This is a genomic window from Streptomyces sp. NBC_00273, assembly GCF_036178145.1.
Taxonomy (GTDB): Bacteria; Actinomycetota; Actinomycetes; order Streptomycetales; family Streptomycetaceae; genus Streptomyces.
The window spans coordinates 9454671-9471574 of record NZ_CP108067.1; the positions used below are offsets into that span (position 1 = coordinate 9454671).

The following is a 16904-nucleotide window of genomic DNA, read 5'->3' on the forward strand; positions in this document are numbered from 1 at the left end:
CTCAGCCGAGCCCGAAGTGAATCCCCTCGCCGGGCTCCTGGAAGGTGATCTGGTCGGGAACTTCGTCAAACAGAACGAGCAGCACGTCAGAGCCAGTGTACGGCGGCCGGGGTGACCCGTCCGGTGTGGACGCCGGGTCGGGCGTGTGGAGGTGTGCCACGCCATTCGACCAGGCGAATCGGGCCGATTGTGCCGTGCCGGAACTGTTCACTACGGGGAGTTCGGACGGGACGTACTTCCCACCGCTCACGACGACCACGGGCTGACCGTCCCGGTATTCAATTGACAGGGTCGCGATGTCCTCGGGCTTGACCTGGTCCGCCGGGATCGGCGTCGGTTCGGGCGCCGTTGTTTCGGGGGACGGAGACGATCCGAGGTTCGCCATCTGCTCGGATGACATCTGTACCTTGGCGGGGCCCTTGGCGTTGGGAGTGGTCTCGGACATGGCGTCTCCTCACTGGACGGCTCGCTGCCGACGCGCCTGGATCCTCCCATGACGAAGCGTCAGCACTGCTGCGGTCCATCCTCGCTGTCACAGGCCAGTAGGTCTGGTGGTAGAGCGAGGCCACGGCAGAGCTGTGACGCCGTTCGCGGCGCGGCGCAGCTCCGTCATGTGCGAGGCCCCCGCCCCAGCGGCCCCGTACCGGGCCCTGCGGCGCGGGCGTAGGGTTCGGCCCCTTCCCCATGCTGGGCGTGGGCTTGGCGGTGGGGCGCACGGCAGGCCTGGGCGGGATCTACCGCTCTCTGGGCCAGCACCATCTCCGTGCCGAGCCGGCTAGCTTGTCGGCCGGCGTCTCAGTTCACAACGAGGCGGGCGCCGAGGAGAACGGCGATGAGCTCGGCAGTCGGCAGCGCTCCCGCCCGCGGTGCGACCCGGTCCCCGCTCAGGACTGCGAGCTGCCGTCCGCGGACCGCTAGGGCGTGTTGCGAAAGTGCGTGCGGTGGTGGACGTCGCGTAGTACTCCTGGGGGACATAGAGACACGTCTATTCTCACTTGGAGTCGTCGATGGCCGTTCGCCGTGTCGTGCCCAACATCCAGTCGGAGGCCGCGCAGGAGAGCCGGGAGTTCTATGGCCTGCTGGGCTTCGAGGAGGTCATGAACCACGGCTGGATCATGACGCTGGCCTCCCCGTCCAGCCCGGCAGCGCAGATCAGTGTCATGACCATTGACAAGACCGCGCCCGTCGCCCCCGACATGAGCGTCGAGGTGGACGACGTGGATGCGGCCTATGCGGTCATGCGGGAGAGCGGTGCGGAGATCGTGCACCCCTTGCAGGATGAGGAGTGGGGCGTGAGGCGGTTCTTCGTCCGCGATCCCAGCGGACGGGTGGTCAATGTGCTGGGCCATCGGTGACTGCCCTATCCGCACCTCTGGTGAAAGTGCCGGTCACAGCCACTCGTTGATGGCCGCGACGAAGACGGTTGCTTCGTTGCGGACGGCGAGCTTCTCGTAGCGGGTGGCCACTGCCCGGTGCCTTTTGAGGCGGTTGATACCGCACTCCACCGCGGGCCGCTCGCGATAGTCGATCTTGTCGAACCTCGGCGGGCGGCCGCCGCGTGAGCCGCGTTTCTTGCGGTTGCGGGCCTGGTCGGCTTGTCCGGGATGGTGCAGCCGATCCCGCGACCCCGCAGGCAGGCACGGTTCTTGCGGGAGGCGTACGCCTTGTCGGCCCGCACCCGGTTGGGCCGGGTGCGCGGCCTGCCGGGCCCGACGCGACGCACCCGGATCTTCTCCAGCACGGGCTCGAACTGTGGGGAGTCCCCGCGCTGCCCGGCCGTGATCACGATCGACATCGGCTTCTGGCCCTGCTCCACGGCCAGGTGCAACTTGGTGGCCAGGCCGCCGCGCGAGCGTCCGAGCCCGTGGTCGTCCGGCTCAGTGGCGACGCCGCCGGGCGGCTAGACCTGCAGGTCCCCTTTTCCGTGCCCCGGCGGCGTGCTGGTGGGCCCTGCAGACAGTGGAGTCGACGTCGATGTCCCAGATGATCAGCTGCTGCGCCTCGGCCACGGCCTGCAACTCGGCAAAGATCTGCTGCCAGGTGCCGTCTCGCTGCCAGCGGCGGAACAGGTCGTACGCCCGCCCCCAGGGCCCATACCGCTCCGGGACATCCCGCCACGGCGCCCCGGTACGGGTGCGCCACCGTATGCCGTCGATCAGCTGCCACCTGGTCCATGTCGGCGGGCGTTCCGGCGTCTTGCCCACCGGCAACAGCGGTTCCAGGCGGGCCCACTGCACATCCGTCAAAACTCCACGTGCCACGAAGCAAGATCATCCCCCTCAAGATCCACTTTCGATGCACGCGCTAGTGGGCCCTCCTGGGAGGAACCCCTATGCCCGTCAACACCCCACAGCCCCAGGGCCCCCGGTACGGCAGGCACCCGCGGGAAACCCGGGCACCGACCCGGTCGTCCTGCTGCTTCTGGCCCTCGTCGTCACCCTGCTCCTGGGTGCCGTTGCGTACGTGGTCTTTGTGCACCCGAAGCGGGCCGACCCGGACCTGGCCGCCGCTACCGTGGCTGCCCCGCTGGTCGCTGTCCTGATCGCGGTGCCGCCGCCCGTGGCGCGGACGGCACGACGGCCGCAGCGCAGCAGCGGCAGACGAACCGGCGCGGATCGCTACCGCCGCGGCCCGCGCCGCCGCAGGCCCAGCCCGGCCACGTGAAGTTCACCCGCATGAGTGGAGGTTGAAGTTGATGCCCCGTACGCGTACGCGGGAGACCCGGTCCAACTGCACCGGCTGTTGAGGCCGCGCGGTGCGGGCGGGGTCGTGGGCGAGGGCGGTGCGCTGGTGGAGTGGGACTGATGGACGATGGACTTCGGGGACGCGCACGCGGGCGCGGTTGGTGTACCGGTCGGCTTACGACGGCCGGGCTCGCCGCCCGAGCGCAAAGGAATTGCGTGCCGTGTGCGGGTGCGGATGGCGCGGCGCCGCCGCGTATCGCCTGGACTGGGCGCCGGTCGGCGACCGGCCCCTGTACGGCGCGGACGTCGACCTCACCGGACCGCTCGAGGACTGGACCGCGCACCTGTCCGTCGTCCGTAATGCCGCCGTGCCGCTTCCCGAGCCGCTGGCCGTGCTCCTGGCCGCGATGGCCGGGCAGTTGACCGACACCGCCGCGGACGCGCCGTTGGCCGCGCTGCGCGCCGCCGGTGCGCTGGAGCGGATCGCCGCCCGGACGGGCCGGACGGTCGCTGGCGCACTGTGTGACGACGGCATGTCCGCCGAAGCGGTGGCCACCGAGCCCGGTACCACCCGCTCCAAGGCCTTGGTCCTGCTCCTGACTGAGCAGGCCAGGTAACGGCACGGGTCGCCGATTGCCGGTCGCTCGCGAGACCAGTCCGCCACAGTGCGTCAGTAGCCGGTGCCGCGCTTGACCTGGGTCCGCTCGATGCTGTGGGTCGCTCCCTTGCCGTCCAGTGTGTGACATGCGTCGGCGATGTCCTGGGTCAGGCGGTCGATCTGTTCGCGGCTCAGGGTCTCCTTGACCAGGGCGCGCAGGATCTTCACCCGCTCCGCGTTGGGCGGAAGGGTGTATGCCGGCACCATCCAGCCCCGCTCGGCCGAGAGCTGCCAGGCGATGTCGGACTCGTCGTAGGCGTGCTTGCCAGCGAGCCGGAAAGCGACCAGCGGCAGCTGCTCGAGGTCGCTCCCGATCACTTCGAAGCGGCCGCTGCTGCGCAGGTTGTCCGCCAGTGCGCGGGCGTTCTCCTGCATCGTCTTCATGACGTAGGTGTAGCCCTGGCGACCGAGCCGCACGAAGTTGTAGTACTGCGCGAGCACCATCGACGCACCGGTGGAGAAGTTCAGCGTGAACGTCGCGTCGGTCTTGCCCAGGTAGTTCTCGTAGAAGACGAGGTCCTTGGCGAGGTCGGCCTCTTCGCGGAAGACCAGCCATCCGATGCCGGGGTAGACCAGTCCGTACTTGTGTCCCGAGACGTTGATCGAACGGACCTGCTCGAGCCGGAAGTCCCATTTCGAATCCGGGTAGAGGAAGGGCCAGACGAATGCGCCGCTGGCGCCGTCGACATGGATCGGAATGTCGAGGTCCCGCTTCTTGCGAACGTCCCGCAGGAGCTCGTCGATCCCGACGACATCGTCCTTGTGGCCGGTGAACGTGGTGCCGAGGACGGCGACGACACCGATCGTGTTCTCGTCGAGATGGGGCTCAACGTCCTCCGGGCCGATCGTGTACTTGTCCTCGGCAAGCGGCACGACCCGCGGCTCGACGTCGAAGTAGCGGCAGAACTTCTCCCACACGACGTGGACGTCACCCCCGAAGACCAGGTTGGGCCGGTCGACCGGAAGGCCGGCCGCCTGGCGGCGCTCGCGCCACTTCCACTTCAACGACAGCGCGCCGAGCATGATCGCCTCGGATGAGCCCTGGGTCCGGCATCCGGTCGTCCTGCCGGGCGCGTGGAAGAGGTCCGCGAGCATGCGCACGCAACGCTGCTCGATTTCGGCGGAAATGGGGTACTCCGCGTGGTCGATGAAATTGCGGTGAAGGTTCTCGGCGATCAGCCGTTGGGCCTCCGGCTCCATCCACGTGGTGACAAACGTGGCGAGGTTTCGCTGCGGGTCGCCCTCCATGGCGAGATCCACGTCCACGAGCCTCATCGCGTCCGTAGCGGCCATGCCTTCCTCGGGGAAGGTCTCCGAGGGAGCGGGCACCGTCAGGAATCGGTTGCCGAACAGAGCCGAGTCGTCGCGCTTGGTCATGCCTCGATTCAACAGCGCCGGAGCCTGCCGCGGTCGAGAGACACGCCGCGCGGCCGGCGCGGTCAGCGACGCCGTCACGACGGGCCAGGCGCGTGCCGAGGAAGACGGAGTGCGGCAGTCGGCAGGCTGGGCGCGGGGCCTTCCACCTGGGAAGCAACGAATGGTCTGCGAGCCCGCCGTTGACGACGGGGAGGTGGCCGCAGCCCTGGCGGACGGGCGGCTGGTACTCACCCTGGCCACTGAGGACACGTGGGGCGGTGACCCGTCCGGCCGCCGGCCGGACTCGGCTCCCGGGCGGCCCGGGCGGACGTGGTGAAGTGCCCTGCTGTACCCGCACCGTCCGCGCTGGGTCGTGAAAGCGGACGGGGGAAGGACCAGCACCCGGCCTCGCCGTGACCGCTTGGCGGGCGGCGGCTCGGTGTGGCCGGCCTGCTCGGCGGTTCCGCCGTCGCCCGGCGCGGCGGCCTGCGAGCTGACCCGCAGAGGGTATCCGCCGGAGCCGCAGGCATCCCGCGGTTCCGGCTCCGCCTCGATACCGCCCTGCCCGGATCACCCCACGTCCTACTTGAGGGGGAGCGGACTACCAGGGCGCGGGTGGTGACCGCCGGGCGCGCCGAAGCAGGTCGTAGGACGCCGCGTACCAGCGGTGATCGTTTCTGTGTCAGGCCGGTGCCGTGGTCGCGCCCGAATGGAGGCGCGGAGCATTCGGGAGCAGATTTCCGCCAACTGTCCGGATGCCGCGTGGTACGGGAGAGGGACCAGGGACGGCTCTTCCTGGGGATTCGCTGCTGCCCACCGATGCAACACAGTGGGCACACCAGCGATTTCACCGGAAGAAGGATGGCACGCCACTCATGAAACGCCTCGCACCGCTGCTCGCCACGGTCGGACTCGTCGCGACCTCCGTGCCCCTGCTGACAGCGCCCCAGGCAGCTGCCGCCCAGGTCCCCGGCTACATGCGCCAGCAGCCGGACTGGCACCGTTGCAGCCCCGAGCAGCCGGCGACGTACGAGTGCGCGACCCTCAAGGTGCCGCTTGACTACCGGCACCCCGAGGGCCGCATGCTCGACCTCGCGATATCCCGGATCAAGACCGAGAACCCGGGCAAGCGGCGGGGGGTCCTGCTCTTCAACCCTGGCGGCCCCGGCGTTTCCGCGTTGTTCCGGCCGGTGGGCCTGAACACGAGCATACCCAAGGACGTACGGGACCAGTACGACCTCATCGGCTTCGATCCGCGCGGGGTCGGCAAGAGCAGCCCGATCTCCTGTGGGCTGAATGCGGACGAGGGGGGCCTCGGCGGTCCGTACCGGCCCGAGACCTTCCCCTCAGACGTGGCCTGGGCGCGAAGCGTCGCCGACAAGTGCCGGGAGAAGTCCGGCGACGTCATTCCCCACATCACCACCCGCAATACGGCCCGCGACCTGGACGTCATCCGTGCGGCGCTCGGCGAGCGGAAGATCTCGTACCTGGGTTACTCGTACGGGACCTACCTCGGCGCGGTGTACTCCCAGATGTTCCCGCAGCGCACCGACCGCTTCGTGCTGGACAGCGGGGTGGATCCGCAGCGCGTCTGGCGCGGCATGATCCAGGTGTGGGCCACCGAAGCGGAGCCCGCGTTCGCGCGGTGGACGCGGTGGGCCGCGGAGCGCTCGGACCGATACGGGCTCGGCACCACTCCCGAAGCCGTGTCCGCCACCTTCTGGGATCTGGTGGCCCGGGCCGACAGGGACCCGATCATCCAAGACGGGCAGAAGGTCACGGGTGACTACCTCAGGTCAGAACCCTCGCTGTTCTTCTCCCCGTACGGAGCCTCGGCCGTCATCAAGCACCTCAAGTCCCTGGCCGAGAACGGGCCCAAGCCGGCGGACGGCGACGCGCCGGATCTGAAGCAACTGCTCGCCGAGGCCCGGGCCTCCGGCGCGAACGCCTCCGAGCCGAACGCAGCGGTGCCGGGCGCGGCAGCCGCCGGTTCCGGCGGCGACGGCATGGCCGTCTACTGGTCCGTCGTGTGCGGGGACACGGATGCCTGGCCGCGCGATCCCGATCAGTACGCGCGGGACGCGGCGCGGGACAAGGCGAAGTATCCGCTGTACGGGGACTTCGCGTCGAACATCAAGCCGTGCGCCTTCTGGCAGCGGCCGGTTGAGCCCGCGACGCCCATGAAGACCCGGGCCGACGTGCTGACCGTGCAGAACGAATGGGACTCCCAGACCCCGCTGGTCAGCGGCCAGGGCCTGCACAAGGCGCTCAAGGGCTCACGGATGGTGCTGGCGCTGGGCGGCGAGAAGCACGGGGTGTACCTCTCCGACCCCGCATCCTGCGCCGACGTCACGGTCAACAAGTACCTCGCCACGGGCCGGCTGCCTGCCGCAGACGTGACCTGCCAGGACCCGCCGCCGTTCCCGTAGGGGGGGGCGAGGGCACGGAGCCGACGGCATGGCTCCGGCCAAGTGGAGGTCGCCTACGGCCGCTCAGCTGTGACCACCGGCCAGCAAGGCACCAGAGAACCGTCCGGACCCGAGCGCACCCCGGAGTCGGGCCGCTGCCCGACTCTCATCGGCAACGGAGGCTGTCGTCCAGGGTTCACTCCGGACTGGAGGCGCGGCTGGAGGACAGCACTGCCAGCGAGGCGCGCACCGGCACCTACCGAACCGCGACCACCGGCCACCGGGCACCTGTGCCGAGGGGTGTTGTCGGTGGCGGCGGCGACCACGGGGAGATGAGCGCCGGTATCGCGCCCGACGGCCCGCGCGCGGGTGTCGAGGGGCTGTGTGAGCACATCCGGGGTGCCCTCGAAGACAGGGCGCCCCGGCTGCTCGGCAGCTCCCTGCGGGAGGTCGCAAGCTGCGGCTGCTCAAGGATCAACTGCCCGTAGTAGGCGGCGCGCAGAGTCGTATTGATGAGCTCGTCGTTGTCATTTGACCTGCGGGTCCTGATGCAGCGCTTCATGTGACAAGACGGCACCGACGGGTCGGAAGTCCTCGTAGCGGAAGCGATGGTGATACAGGATCGCCGGGCCGTTCGGCCCAATGAGGACGTGGGCAGTTGCTGCCGGACTCGGTGGTGTGCCGAAGTAGACGCGCTGGAAGACACCGCTACGGCTCGGTGACCGCCCCTGACCTGGTTGAGAAGGTGCGGTTGTCGCTCGTCCAGGTGATGACGGGGCCTTCTGCCTCGGTAGATCCCGTTTCAACGCCACGATGCTGCAGCTGACGCAACCGTGGGAGCTGGTGTGGTTTCTGTCGATGCGCCGGGCGCGATCAGCCTGGTGGTGCCGGGTAACGTCCGGGCGCTGGACCCGGCTCCGGCGATGTTCGAGGCGATGCTGACGGGATGGACGCGGCAGCAGCAGAGCCGTTTGTTGTCGAAGAAGACGATCGGGGACCGGCTGGGTCTCGTGCGCCGGTTCACGCTGTACAACGGCACCTACCCGTGTGAGTGGACACCGGAAGACGTCGAGGCCTACTTCTCCGCCCGACTGTCCGGCATCTCCCCGCTCGCGCACTCCACGGTGCGTGGCCAGCAAGGCGACCTTCAACCGTTCTGAACGTTCGTCACCGACGGACGGTACGACTGGGCATCCGCCTGCCAGGAGGCGTTCGGGCAGGTCCCGGTGCAGGTGTGTCACGAGTGGAACAGCGCCGATTGGCTGCGTCGGTGGAAAACTAAGAACGGATGTCGGCGGGCTCCAGGATCATCCGATGCTGGGCTGGCTGTTGAGTGTCGCCGAGTTCTAGGAACACCCTATTGACCCGTGTCGGGCATCGGGTCCAGGGGCGGTGCAGCATCAGAACGTGCAATCGATAGCATCCTGTCGCGACGTTGCAGTGGTCTGACGAGGTGGGGAAGCTATGAGCGAGGACGTCCTGTCGATCATTCCGAGTGATCCGCAGTGGCAGCCTGCTCGCGATGCGGTTGATCGCGTCATCGCGCTCGTCGAGGAGCTGACTCCCGGAGTTGCCGACGGCGTGGACGTGGAGATCGACGTGACGTGGCACGACGTGGTGACCGCTGTTGACTGCGGGGGCAACCTGGCAAGGATCGGTTGCCCCTTGTGCCAGGCAGCAATCGACACGGAGTGGTGGGGCGACCTCCTTGAGGCTCGCTGCGACGAGGGGTTCACCACGCTCGCGATCGAGGTCCCGTGCTGTGGCGGATCAACCACTCTGGATGTGCTGGATTACGACTGGCCGTGTGGATTCGCCCGCTTCGAGATCGCCATCTGGAACCCCGAACGCCTCTGGTTCAGCGAGGACGAGCTGACGGCGCTGGCGGACCGACTGGGCCATCCGGTCAAGCAAATCCGGGCCCACATCTGAACCTCGGCAGCTCAGGCGGTTGCTTGTTGCTCGGCGCATGCTCGGGTAGTGGCCAGGGGGTCGGAGTCGGTGGCGGCCTCGAGGATGTTGCCGCCGAAGGTGAGGCGATCGACGAGTGCACGGCGAAGCCGAGAGATTGCGTGTTCATGAGCGCTGACCCTTCCGATGGATTGGTGCGGTCCGGCTTGCGCGGCTCAGGCAACCCCTGCCCTTCGGGCGTGCGCGGGAGGATGCGGTGCTCGGTGGGCAGGGTGATCCCGGCGACCTGCGTGTAGCCCGGGAAGTAGTGGGGGCAGGGGCAGGGGCTGGCGGCATGATGCGGACGTCGTAGAGCGCCCTGCTGGCCCTTCATCTTCCACACGGCACCGCTCTGGATCAGGTGCGCGGAGACCGTCTCCAGTTCGTTCCAGCGCGCGAGACCGCTGCGGGCCGCCACGGTTTCATGAGTAGATCTGTCATCGCTTCTCCTCCTTCCGGGCTACTGCGAATCGGTGAGGAACGCTTCGACGCCGGCGGCGAACTCGGCGTGGTGCTGGAACAGGGACCCGTGGGCCGAGTCGGGGTAGATCTTCAATCGCGCCTGCGGGAGCAGACCGGCGAGCAGGTGGGAGTAGCGGGGGAGGACCATGGGGTCGCCGTCGCCGTCGCCGTTGGCGACGAACACCGGTACCGGGATCCCAGGTGGTGACCGCGTCGTACTGTGCTTGGCGTGTCTGCCACGTCGTAGGCGCATCCAGTTCTTCCCGGGTGAACATCCACCTCATGCCTTCTCGCCGGCCGACCGGCTTTCCGAGGAGCAGGTGTAGGAGACGTCGAGCACCCGCGCGGGATCGATTTCCGGAGCACCGACCGCGTCGATGACCCAGCTCGTCCACCCGTGCATACCGAGGCGAGTACGACGCGTCGTGCGAGCGCGGGGCGGATCAGCGCGATCTCCTGGGCCACGAAGGAGCCGACGGAGAAGCCGAGGAGGTCGACCTGGGCCAGGTTCGGGGCCTCGGCGAAGGCGATGACGTGCCGGTTCTGAGCCAGGGCGTCGACCAGCGCGGGATCCCAGCAGTCGAGGTTGCCCCGGAAGTGCATGAGCAGGAGCAGCGGCACACCGACTTCGCCGACTTCGCGGTACGGCTACTCGATGCCGTTGGCGGCGGACACCGTGTGGATGGGCGCCTGGGCGTAGGGCCGTGTCATGGGGGCAACGGCAACGGCAACGGCAACCGCATCGGAGAACGGGACGGCGCGCGGCGGGCGTGGTGCGCGTGAGCGCATCCTGGGGGCGGTGGAGGAGCCTTTCTGCACCCGTGGCATCCACGCCACCGGCGTGGCGGCGCTGATTGAGGCCGCGCACGTCTCGCCCCGGACCTTCTCCGTGCGCTTCCCTACCAAGAATGCGCTGGTGGAGGGGTACCTCCGCCGGTTCGAGTCGGAGGAGTCGATTGCTGCCGAAGCGGAGCTGGAGCGCGAAGACCTGCCCCCTGCACAGCGGCTTCTGGCGATCTTCGACCCCGCCGAGGGGGATCCGCCGACGCTGATCCGCGGATGCCCTTTCCACAACCCCGCCATCGAGGGGGCTGGAGAACTCCCGGAGGTAGCCCGCCTTGCGCAGCGGCACAAACGGACCTTCCGTGATCGCCTCGTGGCCACAGCCACAGAAGCCACAGAAGCCAACTAGCCGGAGCAGCCGACCCGGACGCCCTCGGCAGGCAACTCGCCGTGATCTTCGAAGGCGCCGACGCACTGGTGGCCTCCTACAACGACGCGCAGGTGTTCACGGATGCTCGGCAGGCAGCCAACACGCTGCTGGACATTGCTTTGCGTGCCACGCCCGGACGGTAGATCGAGGCGACAGGACGGCAGGTCTGCTTCGGGAACATCGAGGTCTACCGCATCGAGGGCGACAAGATCGCCGAGGAGGGGCTCGCACCGGCCATGACCAGCCTCATCCGGCAGATCTCGTGCGACGCTGGTTACTGACCCAGGTCGGGCTGCCTGCCGTGCGTCGGAGATCCGGCGGATGTACCAGTTGCGCGTGTGGCACCGGCTCGGGACGCGGTGCGGCCACATACCAAATGCGGATGGTCAACGCGCTGCTCGGCGTGATCCAGGCCGAGCTTGCGACGGCTGGCGCTGGAGTTCCACGGGCTGCAACACAGCAACGGTCTAGCATGAAAAGCGAGGCTCATCTCCTGGCCCGGGCCGCAGCGGCAAGGAGGCCCACATGGCGTTCGACACGACTGGTTTCGAGCAGGCGGACAACGGCCGTTACATCCCGATCTCCGACCACGGACTGATCGGCGATCTCCGTACGGCCGCCCTGGTCGGCACGAACGGCACCATCGACTGGTACTGCTGTCCCCGTTTCGATGCGCCCAGCGTCTTCGGATCCATCCTCGACGCCGACCGGGGCGGGTCGTTCGAGCTGGCCGCCGAGGTCCCGACCCGCACCAGGCAGTTCTACTTCCCCGACACGAACGTGCTGATCACGCGGTTCTTCGCCGCGGACGGCGTGGCGGAGATCCAGGACTTCATGCCCGTGGTCGACGACTCGCGCGAGGCGGCCAGGCACCGGCTGATCCGACGAGTGATCTGCGTGCGCGGAACCCTCCCGTTCAGGGCGCGGATCGCCCCCCGCTTCGGCTATGGCACCGAAGCGCACACCGCGCACCTCGAAGGCCACACGGCACTGTTCCGCTCCCCTTCACTGGCGCTCGCGCTGACGGCCACCGCCCCCTTGGAAACGGACGGCCGGGACGTATGGTCGAACTTCAAGCTGCTTGAGGGCGAGTCCAACGTGTTCGCCCTCGACCAGATCGGCGACGATGCCCCGCCCCGGGCGTGCCCGCGCGCCGAGGCGCAGGAGCAGGCCGAGGCGACCGTCCGGTTCTGGCGCCACTGGCTGGCCGGTTCGCGCTACCACGGGCGGTGGCGGGAGATGGTGAACCGCTCCGCACTGGTGCTGAAGCTGCTCACCTACGCGCCGACCGGCGCGATCGTCGCCGCACCGACCACCAGCCTGCCCGAGCAGATCGGCGGCGAGCGCAACTGGGACTACCGCTACGTCTGGGTCCGCGACGCCGCTTTCTGCGTCTACGCGATGCTGCGCCTGGGGTTCACCTCGGAGGCCGAGGCGTTCATGGGATTCATCTCCGAGCGCGGCATCCTGCGGGGCACGGGGGAGACCGGTCCGTTGCAGATCATGTACGGCATCGACGGGCGCACCGACCTGCCCGAATACGAGCTTCCGCATCTGGAGGGATACCTGGGCTCCGCACCGGTCCGGGTGGGCAACGCGGCCACCGGCCAGCTCCAGCTGGACATCTACGGTGCGCTGATCGACTCGATCTACCTCTACGACAAGTGGGGGCAGCCGATCAGCAGTGACCGCTGGGACCAGGTCGGTGCCGTGGTGGACTGGCTGTGCGAGCACTGGGACCAGCCCGACGAGGGGGTGTGGGAGACCAGGGCGGGCCGGCGGAACTTCGTGTACTCGCGGCTGATGTGCTGGGTGGCACTGGAGCGCGCGATGCGCATGGCGAACCGCCGCGGTCTACCGGCGGACCTGACCCGCTGGCGGGAGTCCCGGGACGCGATCTACCGGCAGATCATGCGGCGAGGCTGGTCGGCCGAGCGAGGGGCGTTCGTCCAGGGACTGGACGACCACGTGCTGGACGCCTCGCTGCTGATGATGCCGATGGCCAAGTTCGTCTCGCCCACCGACCCCAAATGGCTCTCTACCCTGGACGCGCTCACCACGGACCTCGTCTCCGACTCGCTGGTGTACCGCTACGACCCGACCGCAAGCCCCGACGGCCTGCACGGCCCCGAGGGCACCTTCTCGATCTGCTCGTTCTGGTACGTGGAGGCACTGGCCCGCGCGGGCCGGCTGGAGGAGGCCAGGCTCGCCTTCGAGAAGATGCTCACCTACGCCAACCACCTCGGGCTGTTCGCGGAGGAGATCGGCCCGACCGGAGAACAACTGGGCAACTTCCCACAGGCCTTCACCCACCTCTCGCTGATCAGCGCCGCCTTCAACCTCGACCGTGCCCTGGGCTGACGCGGCATCACAGCCGCCCGCGTCCTCAGCGAACGCGCAGTCAGCCTCCGCCGCTCAAGCCGGCATGTGCTCGCCCCCCCCGGCCTGCACCTCGACGCGGCCCAGTACGACACCCGAACTGGCCAGGGTGGGCGCGGACGTCAGCTGGGAAGAGCCGAGCCCGTGGACACCGCCGCCCGCCTGCTGGCCGAGGCCCTCCAGCCGGTCCAGTTCCTCGGGCCAGTCCGTATCGGCTGCGGCTCTCCTGGCGAGGTCGCCGAGGGCGTCCTGGTCCTTCACGTGCCGTAGCAGCCACGTGTACCGAGTACCTGGAGGGCGGCCATGCCAGCCAAGCGGCACTGTAGGACGACGATCGGGCTTCCCCTCCGGGGCCGTCCCGGCGGGAGCCCGCGGTCCGCACCCACACTGCGCGTCCAGACGCGCGGCTTGCGGCAGGCCTGTGGGTCACATGGCGGCGGCGTAGGTGTTGGCGACGGGGGTGAGGCGGACGCCGTGGTCGTTGAGGTCGTCGACCACGTCGGACCAGTCCAGGGCCGGCGTGCCGGCCCCGCACCCGCCGACCCCGGCGGGGACATCGAGCGGTAGCACGGGCCGCTGACCGACGGCTTGAACATCCCCAACTCGGCGGCCGAACCAAGGCACTCCACACCCAAGGGCATCCGACCGCCCGAGCGCGCCAGGCGTGCCGTCGTGGCTACGGATGCGAACGGCGAGCACGACGCGGGCCTCCCCGAGCTGTCCGATGGCCGACGGCCATCACAACCGGGTGCAGGACTGCAGACTGGACGGCGTGCGCCGTCTTGATCGGCCCCAGGGGCGACTACCGCGCTATTCCGCGATGCGAGGTGGCAGCCGCCGTGTGATTCGGTCGAACAGCTCGGTCAGAGGCTCGCCGAGGTCCCGGCCGAACTCGGTCAGCCCGTAGGTGACCTGGGGCGGCGTTGTCGGCTCGACCTCCCGCCAGACCAGGCCGTCCTGGACCAGCGTGCGCAGGGTCTGGGCGAGCATCTTCTCGCTGATGCCGTGGATGCTCTCGCGCAGCTCGTAGAACCGGAGGTCGTTGCTGCGCAAGGCGATCAGCACCCAGATGCCCCACCTGCTGGTCACGTGGTCGACCACACTGCGCGCTGGGCAGTCCGTGTGAAACACGTCATACCGCTGCACCGGCCCGGCATGGTTGAGCTGCGCGCTTTCCGTCATGGGATGAGCTTACCGAGAGGTATGTCCTTACCAATAGTTAGCCCGGCTCCTAGCGTCACGGCCAAAGAGGACTTTCGACTAGGAGCTGATCATGATCGTGGTGACCGGGGCTACCGGCAACATCGGCCGACCGTTGACGCAGGCGCTGGCGGAGGCGGGCCAGAAGGTGACGGCCGTCTCGCGGCATACGGCGCCGGTGCCGGACGGAGTCCGGCACGTGGTGGCCGACCTGGCCGAGCCGGCCGGCCTCAGGTCTGCGCTGGCCGGGGCCGAGTCGTTGTTCCTGCTGCTGTCCGGCGATTTGCACTCCGCCGGAGCCAGCCCTGCCGACATCATCGGCGAAGCTGCGGCCAGCGGGGTCCGCCGGGTCGTCCTGCTCTCCACGCTGGGCGTGGCGACCAGGCCCTTCGGCCCGACGCGGATCGCAATGCGCACGCTGGAGGACACACTGCGCGGGTCTGGCCTGGAGTGGACCATCCTGCGGCCCGGCGGCTTCGCCTCCAACGCTCTGTGGTGGGCCGAGTCCGTCCGCGCCCGGCAGACCGTCGCCGCGCCCTTCGGCGACGTCGGTGTGCCGATCATCGACCCGGCGGACATCGCCGCAGTCGCGGCGGCCTGCCTGCTGGATGACCGGCACAACGGCAGTGTGTACGAGCTGACCGGCCCGGAGGTCATCACTCCCCGCCAGCAGGCACGTGCCATCGCCGCCGCGCTGGGCTCACAGGTGACGTTCCACGAGCTCACCCGGGACGAAGCCAAGGCCGCCATGACCCGAAGCATGCCGGCAGAGCTCGCCGACGACACCCTGGACATCCTCGGTTCCCCGAGCCCGGCCGAACTGCGCGTCAGCCCGGACGTCCAGCAGGTACTCGACCGCGCCCCGCGCTCCTTCGCCGACTGGGCCGCACGCAATGCCGCCGCGTTCCGCTGAGACTGGACAGCACTGCTGAACTGCTGTTCTTGCTCGGCGATCCACTGTGCCCGCGCGGCGTGGGTAGGGCTACACGCTCAGCGTCCGCGATGTACTCATCGTCCACGATCTTGCGCAGCAGGTTCGCCGCGGATCGCGAATCCACATCCCGCCGGGCCGAGGCCGTCACGCTCCCGTCACGAATCGTAGCCGAGGGGGTGAGTGGTGACCGTGCCAGCGTGGTGGGTGGAATCCCCACCCCACGCATGTGAGGAGTCGCCGTCATGGGCGGTATGGAGGACGAGCGCCAGGAGCCGGGCAAGGGCCGCGAGGAACAGCAGCGTCCCCAGCGCCCGCAGCGGCCCGGTCCGGGCCCGGTCCGTCCCGAGCCCGGTACCCCGGCCCGCCGCGGCGGCCGGCGCCCCGAGGAGACGGAGGGGCGCCGAGAGGAGGATCTGCTCCGCAACGAGCGCGACCTGCGCGAGGATTTCTGAGTGCGAGCCGTATCCCACGCAGGCAGAGCCCGGCCGGGCCCGTAGCTACCTCGGTCGGGCTCTGTCCTGTCGTCGCCGGGTCCGGCCGTGCGCGCCCTGCCGCTCCCTGTATGCCGAAGCCCCGGGCATGGCTTTGTTCACGTTCAGCAGCAACGTTCGTCAGCATGCCTGCGTGAACGCCTCGGCACCACAGCCGCCACGGAGTGCGCCGTGGCGCCCGCCAAGACCATCGCGTTCGGCCTCCAGTCCCTCCTCGACGGCTTCGAGGCCCGCCTCACCGCCGACCGCGCCAGCCGGCGCGAGTGACCTGCACCCGGACAACACCCGCCGGTAGGCGTTTTCTTGGCCTGCGCGCGGGCTGGCTCGGCTATGGCAGGTGGAGGGTCACGCAGGTAGGGCCACGCGATGAACGAACCTCACAGGCCACATCGCCACCTGCGGTAACTGCGGTGACCTGGATGCCCCAGGCGTTCTGCGGGACTGTGATGGGTACGCTGACGCGCTGGTTGACCTCGCCCTTGTCGTTGGGGCGAAGGGTGCTCTCGTAGAGGCTCTCGTTCGCGACGGACTCTCCGTTCTTGTTCACGCCATCGACGTACACGTCGATGGTGGCCCACCTGTCGACACCGTCCGCGTGAACGTCGAAGCGCACCCTCAGATCGGGTCTGTGCCCATCGATGATCACCCGAGTGACGCTGGGGCGACCGTTACCACCTGCCGCTTCGGCAGCGCCGACGACGGCCACGCTCAATGCCGTCATGTAGAAGATCACCCCCAGCACCAGGACCACGGTCTTCCAGATGTTGCCCCGGTGAGTGGGGTGGAGCAGCAGGGCCACGACGCTGCAAGCGATGGCCAGGATGGCGCACAGGGAGGCGACGTGAATGGGCCAGGACTCATTGTTGAGGGCAACAAAGACCATATCGCTCGTTAGGCCGAGGGTGGTCATGATCCCCGCAACGGCGACCAGGGCGCCGGCCAGGATCTTGGCGACGTCGTCCAGGCGCTTGCCGACGCCGGCTTGTACCTCCTCCGGTTCCGCCGTCGGCGGCTGATGCTCGCGGCCCGCGCCCGGCCTGGGGACCCAGCTCATGGCACCACGCTACGGTCGCGTGGGGAGTCAGGCCGTGCGGGCCTAGCCCGAAGGGGGAAGGGGAGACCGAAAGACCGGTCACAGTTCGTGAAGACCACCTTTCCAACGAGGTAGA

At 68.8% G+C, this 16904-nt stretch carries 19 protein-coding genes and 2 pseudogenes; 12 read left to right on the plus strand and 9 right to left on the minus strand.

What is annotated here, in order from left to right:
- Nucleotide 1 precedes the first annotated feature (1 nt).
- On the minus strand, nt 2-445 hold the full coding sequence (locus OG386_RS42395) for a hypothetical protein (protein WP_328792638.1): 444 nt from the start codon (nt 443-445) through the stop codon (nt 2-4).
- 562 nt (nt 446-1007) lie between these two features.
- On the opposite strand from OG386_RS42395, the gene OG386_RS42400 reads away from it, so the two are divergent.
- Nucleotides 1008-1355: a VOC family protein gene (locus tag OG386_RS42400; protein WP_328792639.1), complete on the plus strand. Its 348-nt coding sequence runs from the start codon at nt 1008-1010 to the stop codon at nt 1353-1355.
- Nucleotides 1356-1388: 33 nt separating this feature from the next.
- Here the strand turns inward: OG386_RS42400 and OG386_RS42405 are convergent.
- Nucleotides 1389-2261: pseudogene (locus OG386_RS42405) on the minus strand (IS5 family transposase).
- Nucleotides 2262-2463: 202 nt separating this feature from the next.
- Here OG386_RS42405 and OG386_RS42410 point away from each other — a divergent pair.
- The 3 genes from OG386_RS42410 to OG386_RS42420 all read left to right on the plus strand — a co-directional run bounded on the left by OG386_RS42410 (nt 2464) and on the right by OG386_RS42420 (nt 3301).
- Nucleotides 2464-2664: a hypothetical protein gene (locus tag OG386_RS42410; RefSeq protein WP_328792640.1), complete on the plus strand. Its 201-nt coding sequence runs from the start codon at nt 2464-2466 to the stop codon at nt 2662-2664.
- A 15-nt stretch (nt 2665-2679) separates the two neighbouring features.
- Complete coding sequence (locus OG386_RS42415; RefSeq protein WP_328792641.1) at nt 2680-2805, plus strand: hypothetical protein; 126 nt, start codon at nt 2680-2682, stop codon at nt 2803-2805.
- 100 nt (nt 2806-2905) lie between these two features.
- Nucleotides 2906-3301: a hypothetical protein gene (locus tag OG386_RS42420; RefSeq protein WP_328792642.1), complete on the plus strand. Its 396-nt coding sequence runs from the start codon at nt 2906-2908 to the stop codon at nt 3299-3301.
- Nucleotides 3302-3354: 53 nt separating this feature from the next.
- On the opposite strand, the gene OG386_RS42425 is transcribed toward OG386_RS42420, so the two are convergent.
- Complete coding sequence (locus OG386_RS42425; RefSeq protein WP_328792643.1) at nt 3355-4719, minus strand: glutamate decarboxylase; 1365 nt, start codon at nt 4717-4719, stop codon at nt 3355-3357.
- An 854-nt stretch (nt 4720-5573) separates the two neighbouring features.
- Between OG386_RS42425 and OG386_RS42430 the strand changes: the two genes are divergently transcribed.
- The 3 genes from OG386_RS42430 to OG386_RS42440 all read left to right on the plus strand — a co-directional run bounded on the left by OG386_RS42430 (nt 5574) and on the right by OG386_RS42440 (nt 9038).
- The gene (locus OG386_RS42430; protein WP_328792644.1) at nt 5574-7127 is read left to right on the plus strand and encodes an alpha/beta fold hydrolase; all 1554 of its coding nucleotides are present in this window, start codon (nt 5574-5576) and stop codon (nt 7125-7127) included.
- Nucleotides 7128-7939: 812 nt separating this feature from the next.
- Complete coding sequence (locus tag OG386_RS42435; RefSeq protein ID WP_328792645.1) at nt 7940-8266, plus strand: hypothetical protein; 327 nt, start codon at nt 7940-7942, stop codon at nt 8264-8266.
- Nucleotides 8267-8570: 304 nt separating this feature from the next.
- Nucleotides 8571-9038, plus strand: a complete 468-nt coding sequence (locus OG386_RS42440) for a hypothetical protein (protein WP_328792646.1) — start codon at nt 8571-8573, stop codon at nt 9036-9038.
- Between the two features lie 11 nt (nt 9039-9049).
- On the opposite strand, the pseudogene OG386_RS42445 reads toward OG386_RS42440, so the two are convergent.
- Nucleotides 9050-9169, minus strand: a pseudogene (locus OG386_RS42445) (IS21-like element helper ATPase IstB); the annotation flags it as partial.
- A 347-nt stretch (nt 9170-9516) separates the two neighbouring features.
- Complete coding sequence (locus tag OG386_RS42450) at nt 9517-9702, minus strand: alpha/beta fold hydrolase (protein WP_328792647.1); 186 nt, start codon at nt 9700-9702, stop codon at nt 9517-9519.
- A gap of 615 nt (nt 9703-10317) precedes the next feature.
- Here OG386_RS42450 and OG386_RS42455 point away from each other — a divergent pair.
- The 3 genes from OG386_RS42455 (at nt 10318) to OG386_RS42465 (ending at nt 13092) form a co-directional block, all read left to right on the plus strand.
- Nucleotides 10318-10710, plus strand: a complete 393-nt coding sequence (locus OG386_RS42455; RefSeq protein WP_328792648.1) for a TetR/AcrR family transcriptional regulator — start codon at nt 10318-10320, stop codon at nt 10708-10710.
- A 41-nt stretch (nt 10711-10751) separates the two neighbouring features.
- Nucleotides 10752-10874, plus strand: a complete 123-nt coding sequence (locus tag OG386_RS42460; protein ID WP_328792649.1) for a hypothetical protein — start codon at nt 10752-10754, stop codon at nt 10872-10874.
- Nucleotides 10875-11256: 382 nt separating this feature from the next.
- On the plus strand, nt 11257-13092 hold the full coding sequence (locus tag OG386_RS42465; RefSeq protein ID WP_328792650.1) for a glycoside hydrolase family 15 protein: 1836 nt from the start codon (nt 11257-11259) through the stop codon (nt 13090-13092).
- A 54-nt stretch (nt 13093-13146) separates the two neighbouring features.
- Here the strand turns inward: OG386_RS42465 and OG386_RS42470 are convergent, their stop codons facing one another.
- The 3 genes from OG386_RS42470 to OG386_RS42480 all read right to left on the minus strand — a co-directional run bounded on the left by OG386_RS42470 (nt 13147) and on the right by OG386_RS42480 (nt 14292).
- Nucleotides 13147-13371 (minus strand): hypothetical protein, encoded by a 225-nt coding sequence (locus tag OG386_RS42470; RefSeq protein ID WP_328792651.1) that lies wholly within the window; start codon nt 13369-13371, stop codon nt 13147-13149.
- A gap of 165 nt (nt 13372-13536) precedes the next feature.
- Nucleotides 13537-13680 carry a hypothetical protein gene (locus tag OG386_RS42475; RefSeq protein WP_328792652.1) on the minus strand — a complete coding sequence of 48 codons (144 nt, stop codon included), beginning with the start codon at nt 13678-13680 and terminating at the stop codon, nt 13537-13539.
- A 240-nt stretch (nt 13681-13920) separates the two neighbouring features.
- Nucleotides 13921-14292 (minus strand): winged helix-turn-helix transcriptional regulator, encoded by a 372-nt coding sequence (locus OG386_RS42480; RefSeq protein WP_328792653.1) that lies wholly within the window; start codon nt 14290-14292, stop codon nt 13921-13923.
- A 91-nt stretch (nt 14293-14383) separates the two neighbouring features.
- Between OG386_RS42480 and OG386_RS42485 the strand changes: the two genes are divergently transcribed.
- On the plus strand, nt 14384-15223 hold the full coding sequence (locus OG386_RS42485) for an SDR family oxidoreductase (RefSeq protein ID WP_328792654.1): 840 nt from the start codon (nt 14384-14386) through the stop codon (nt 15221-15223).
- Between the two features lie 263 nt (nt 15224-15486).
- Nucleotides 15487-15696, plus strand: a complete 210-nt coding sequence (locus OG386_RS42490) for a hypothetical protein (RefSeq protein ID WP_328792655.1) — start codon at nt 15487-15489, stop codon at nt 15694-15696.
- 367 nt (nt 15697-16063) lie between these two features.
- Here the strand turns inward: OG386_RS42490 and OG386_RS42495 are convergent, their stop codons facing one another.
- On the minus strand, nt 16064-16789 hold the full coding sequence (locus OG386_RS42495; protein WP_328792656.1) for a hypothetical protein: 726 nt from the start codon (nt 16787-16789) through the stop codon (nt 16064-16066).
- Nucleotides 16790-16904: the final 115 nt, after the last annotated feature.